Source organism: Lapillicoccus sp. (genome assembly GCF_046595215.1).
In the GTDB taxonomy this organism is placed as follows: domain Bacteria; phylum Actinomycetota; class Actinomycetes; order Actinomycetales; family Dermatophilaceae; genus Lapillicoccus.
In genome coordinates, this window is sequence record NZ_JBKJPP010000112.1 from 1 (window position 1) to 3,481 (window position 3,481).

A 3,481-nucleotide genomic window follows, 5' to 3' on the forward strand; every position below is an offset into this window, starting at 1 on the left:
TGCGGGGTGACCCCGCAGGCCCAGAACATCGGCACGTCACCGTCGTGGACATCCACGGGATCGCCGAAGTCGGGCCGCGCGAGGTCGGCAATGCCGAGCGACTCGGGCGCGCCCACGTGCACGGGAGCGCCGTGCACCTCGGGCATCCGCGCCGTCACCTGCACCGCAGTGACGACCTGCGCCGCCGGGACCGGGCGCATCGACACCACCAGCGGCCCGGACAGCCGACCGGCGGGCCGGCAGTGGACGTTGGTGCGATACATCGAGACGTTTCGGCCCTGCTCGATGTTGCGGACGGGGACCCCTGCGTCGAGGAGTGCCGACTCGAAGCTGAAGCTGCAGCCGATAAGGAAGCTCACCAGGTCGTCGGCCCAGAGGTCGGTGACGTCGGTGGGCTCGTCCACGAGGACGCCGTCGCGCCATACGCGGTAGCGCGGCAGGTCGGTGCGCAGGTCGGACCCCGGGGCGAGGACCGTGGAGACCGACCCCGGCTCGGTCACGTCGAGCAGCGGCACCGGCTGCGGGTTGCGCTGCCCGAAGAGCAGCATGTCGAAGGCCCATTCCTTCGGCAGAACCACGAGGTTGGCCTGTGTGTAGCCGGGCGCCCACCCGGACGTGGGCTGCGCGAGCCCACGGCGGTACCGGCTGCGGGCCTGGGCGGGAGAGGCGGAGACCTCCTCAGCGAAGCTGCCGTGGTCGGTCGCGGTGCCGGTGCTCATGCCGCGTCCCCCCGTCGGGCGTCGAGCAGCTCGGCCAGGGAGTCCTGCAGGTACTGCTCGAGCTGGGAGGCGGCCTGCTCGAACGCCCCCGCCGCCAAGAGGTCGAGCAGCGCGCGGTTGCGGGCGACGTACTTCTCGTGGAGGCGCTGCGCACTCGCCACCGCGTGGAACGCCAGACGCATCTCGGCCAGCAGCCTCTCGGTGACCTGGTCGGTCCGCGGGCTGCGGGCCAACGCCACAAGGTCGCGGTGGAACTGCATGTTGGCCGTGCCGACCGCGACCCAGTCGCCCCTGCCGGATGCCGACTCCCCGGCCGCGACGTCGTCGCCGAGCCGCGTCAGGCCCGCATGGTCGATGTCGGACAGCGACCGTACGGCGTCGCACTCGATGGTGCGCCGGAGCCGGTACAGGTCGTGCAGGTCGGCCTCGTCGAGCTCGCGCACGAACACCCCCCGGTGCAGCTCGTGCACCAGGAGCCCCTCGTGCGCAAGCATGCGAAAGGCCTCGCGCAGCGTGTTGCGCGACACCCGCAAGACCAGGATCAGCTGCTCCTCGGACAGGCGCATGCAAGGCGCCAGGTCTCCCTCAGTGATCCGCCGCCGGAGCACGCCGGCGACCCGTTCGGCGGTGCTGATGCGCTCGAGCAGGCCGACGTCACGGGCGACCGACTGCAGCCACGACGGCGGCTCGGCTCGGCTCTGAACAGGGGGAGAGGAAGGGAGCGACATGGCTTCATGATCTCCCGAGACGAGCCTGAGGACAACAGATCGTTGCACGAAACCCTTGTGGGATTGTTGAACGATCGATAGCGTGACGTGATTCCCGGCACCCCGTGGCGCCTCGTCCCCTCAACGCTCGGAGCCCGTATGGCGCACATCTCCCCTGACCGTTCCCCGTCACCCGGAGAGGCCGTTCCTCCCCCCGGCGGCACCGGCCGGGCGCCGGTGCCCGACACGTCCCTCAGTGGGCGCGACAAGTTCCTCGGCGCCATGTTCCTTATGGCGACCTCCGCCATCGGCCCGGGGTTCATCACCCAGACCGTGACGTTCACCGACCAGATGAAGGCCTCCTTCGCGTTCGCGATCGCCGTGTCCATCCTCTTCGACATCGCCATCCAGCTGAACGTCTGGCGGGTGATCGGGGTCTCCGGACGCCGCGCGCAGGACCTCGCCAACAGCGTGCTGCCCGGTGCGGGCTACGCGCTGTCCGCCCTCGACGTGCTGGGGGGCCTGGTCTTCAACATCGGCAACATCGCCGGCACGTCGCTCGGTCTCAACGCCATCTTCGGTCTCGACGTGCGAGTCGGGGCCGCCCTCTCGGCCGCTGTCGCCATCGCGATCTTCCTCGTCCGCCGGGCCGGGGTCGCCATGGACCGGATCGTCGTCCTGCTCGGAGTGGTCATGATCGCGTTGACGACGTTCGTCGCGATCAAGACCCAGCCCCCGCTCGGTGAGGCCCTGCGCCAGACGGTCTCCCCCGACACCGCGAGCTTCCTCGTGATTACCACGCTGATCGGCGGCACGGTCGGCGGCTACATCGTGTATGCCGGCGCACACCGCTTGGTGGACAACGGCATTCAGGGTGAGCACTACGTCCCGCAGATCACCCGCAGCTCGGTCATGGGGGTCGCGATCACCGGCGTGATGCGGGTGGTGCTATTCCTCGCGATCCTCGGCGTCGTCGCCGGTGGCGCGAAGCTCGACGCGCTCAACCCGGCGGCCGACGCCTTCCAGCACGCGCTCGGCACGACCGGCAAGGTCGTGTTCGGCGTCATCATGTGGTCCGCAGCAGTCACCTCCGTGATCGGGGCGTCGTACACCTCGACGTCGTTCCTCAAGGTCATGGGCCCGTGGGTGACCCGCTGGGAGCGCTGGGTGGTCTGCGGCTTCATCGTCGTATCCACGTCGGTCTTCCTCGTCGCCGAGACCACTCCGGTCAAGCTGCTCGTCTTCGCAGGTGCCTTCAACGGCCTCATCCTGCCCTTCGGCCTCGGCATCCTGCTTTGGATCGCGGCCCGTCGGCGCGACCTCATGGGCGGCTATCGGTACCCTACTTGGCTGATCGCCATCGGAACCGTGGCCTGGGTGGTGACGATCTACCTCGGCTACAACTCGCTGACCGGCATCAAGGCGCTGTTCGCATGACGGTGGCGAGCCCCTCGGTCGACCTCAACAGCGACCTCGGGGAGGGGTTCGGCCACTGGGCGCTCGGCGACGACGCCGCGCTGCTGGGCATCGTCACCAGCGCCAACGTCGCGTGCGGGTTCCACGCGGGCGACGCGTCGATCATGCGGGTCGTCTGCCGCCAGGCAGCCGAACACGGCGTCGCGATCGGCGCCCAGGTCGGCTACCGCGACCTGCCCGGGTTCGGGCGGCGGTTCATCGACATCGAGCCCGAAGCCCTGACCCAGGACGTGATCTACCCGGTGGGCGCCCTCGAGGCGTTCGCCCGGATCGCCGGGTCGCGGGTCGGCTACGTCAAGCCGCACGGCGCCCTCTACAACGCGATCGTGCACCACGAGGAGCAGGCGGCCGCCGTTGTCGACGCGGTCGTTGCCCTCGACCCGACGCTGCCCGTGCTCGGGCTCCCCGGGTCGGCCTGGCTGCGCCGAGCCGAGGAGGCGGGCCTGACGGCGGTAAGCGAGGCCTTCGCCGACCGTGCCTACACCCCCGACGGCACCCTGGTCTCGCGGCGGCTGCCAGGAGCAGTGCTCACCGATGCCGACGAGATCGCCCGTCGCTGTGTCGCGATCGCCACCGGCG

4 protein-coding genes are annotated in these 3,481 nt (G+C 70.0%); 2 read left to right on the top strand and 2 right to left on the bottom strand.

The window, feature by feature from the left end; translation table 11 throughout:
- A partial coding sequence (locus tag ACLL9L_RS09155) for a putative hydro-lyase (protein ID WP_411284341.1) occupies nucleotides 1-719 on the bottom strand: 719 nt, incomplete at its 3' end.
- Entirely contained in the window at nucleotides 716-1,447 is a 732-nt protein-coding gene (locus ACLL9L_RS09160; RefSeq protein ID WP_411284342.1) for a GntR family transcriptional regulator, read from the bottom strand. The genes ACLL9L_RS09155 and ACLL9L_RS09160, both read right to left, overlap by 4 nt.
- A 138-nt stretch (nucleotides 1,448-1,585) precedes the next feature.
- Between ACLL9L_RS09160 and ACLL9L_RS09165 the strand changes: the two genes are divergently transcribed.
- Nucleotides 1,586-2,863 (top strand): NRAMP family divalent metal transporter, encoded by a 1,278-nt coding sequence (locus tag ACLL9L_RS09165; RefSeq protein WP_411284343.1) that lies wholly within the window; start codon nucleotides 1,586-1,588, stop codon nucleotides 2,861-2,863.
- On the top strand, nucleotides 2,860-3,481 hold a 622-nt coding region (locus ACLL9L_RS09170), incomplete at its 3' end, for a LamB/YcsF family protein (protein ID WP_411284344.1). The genes ACLL9L_RS09165 and ACLL9L_RS09170, both read left to right, overlap by 4 nt.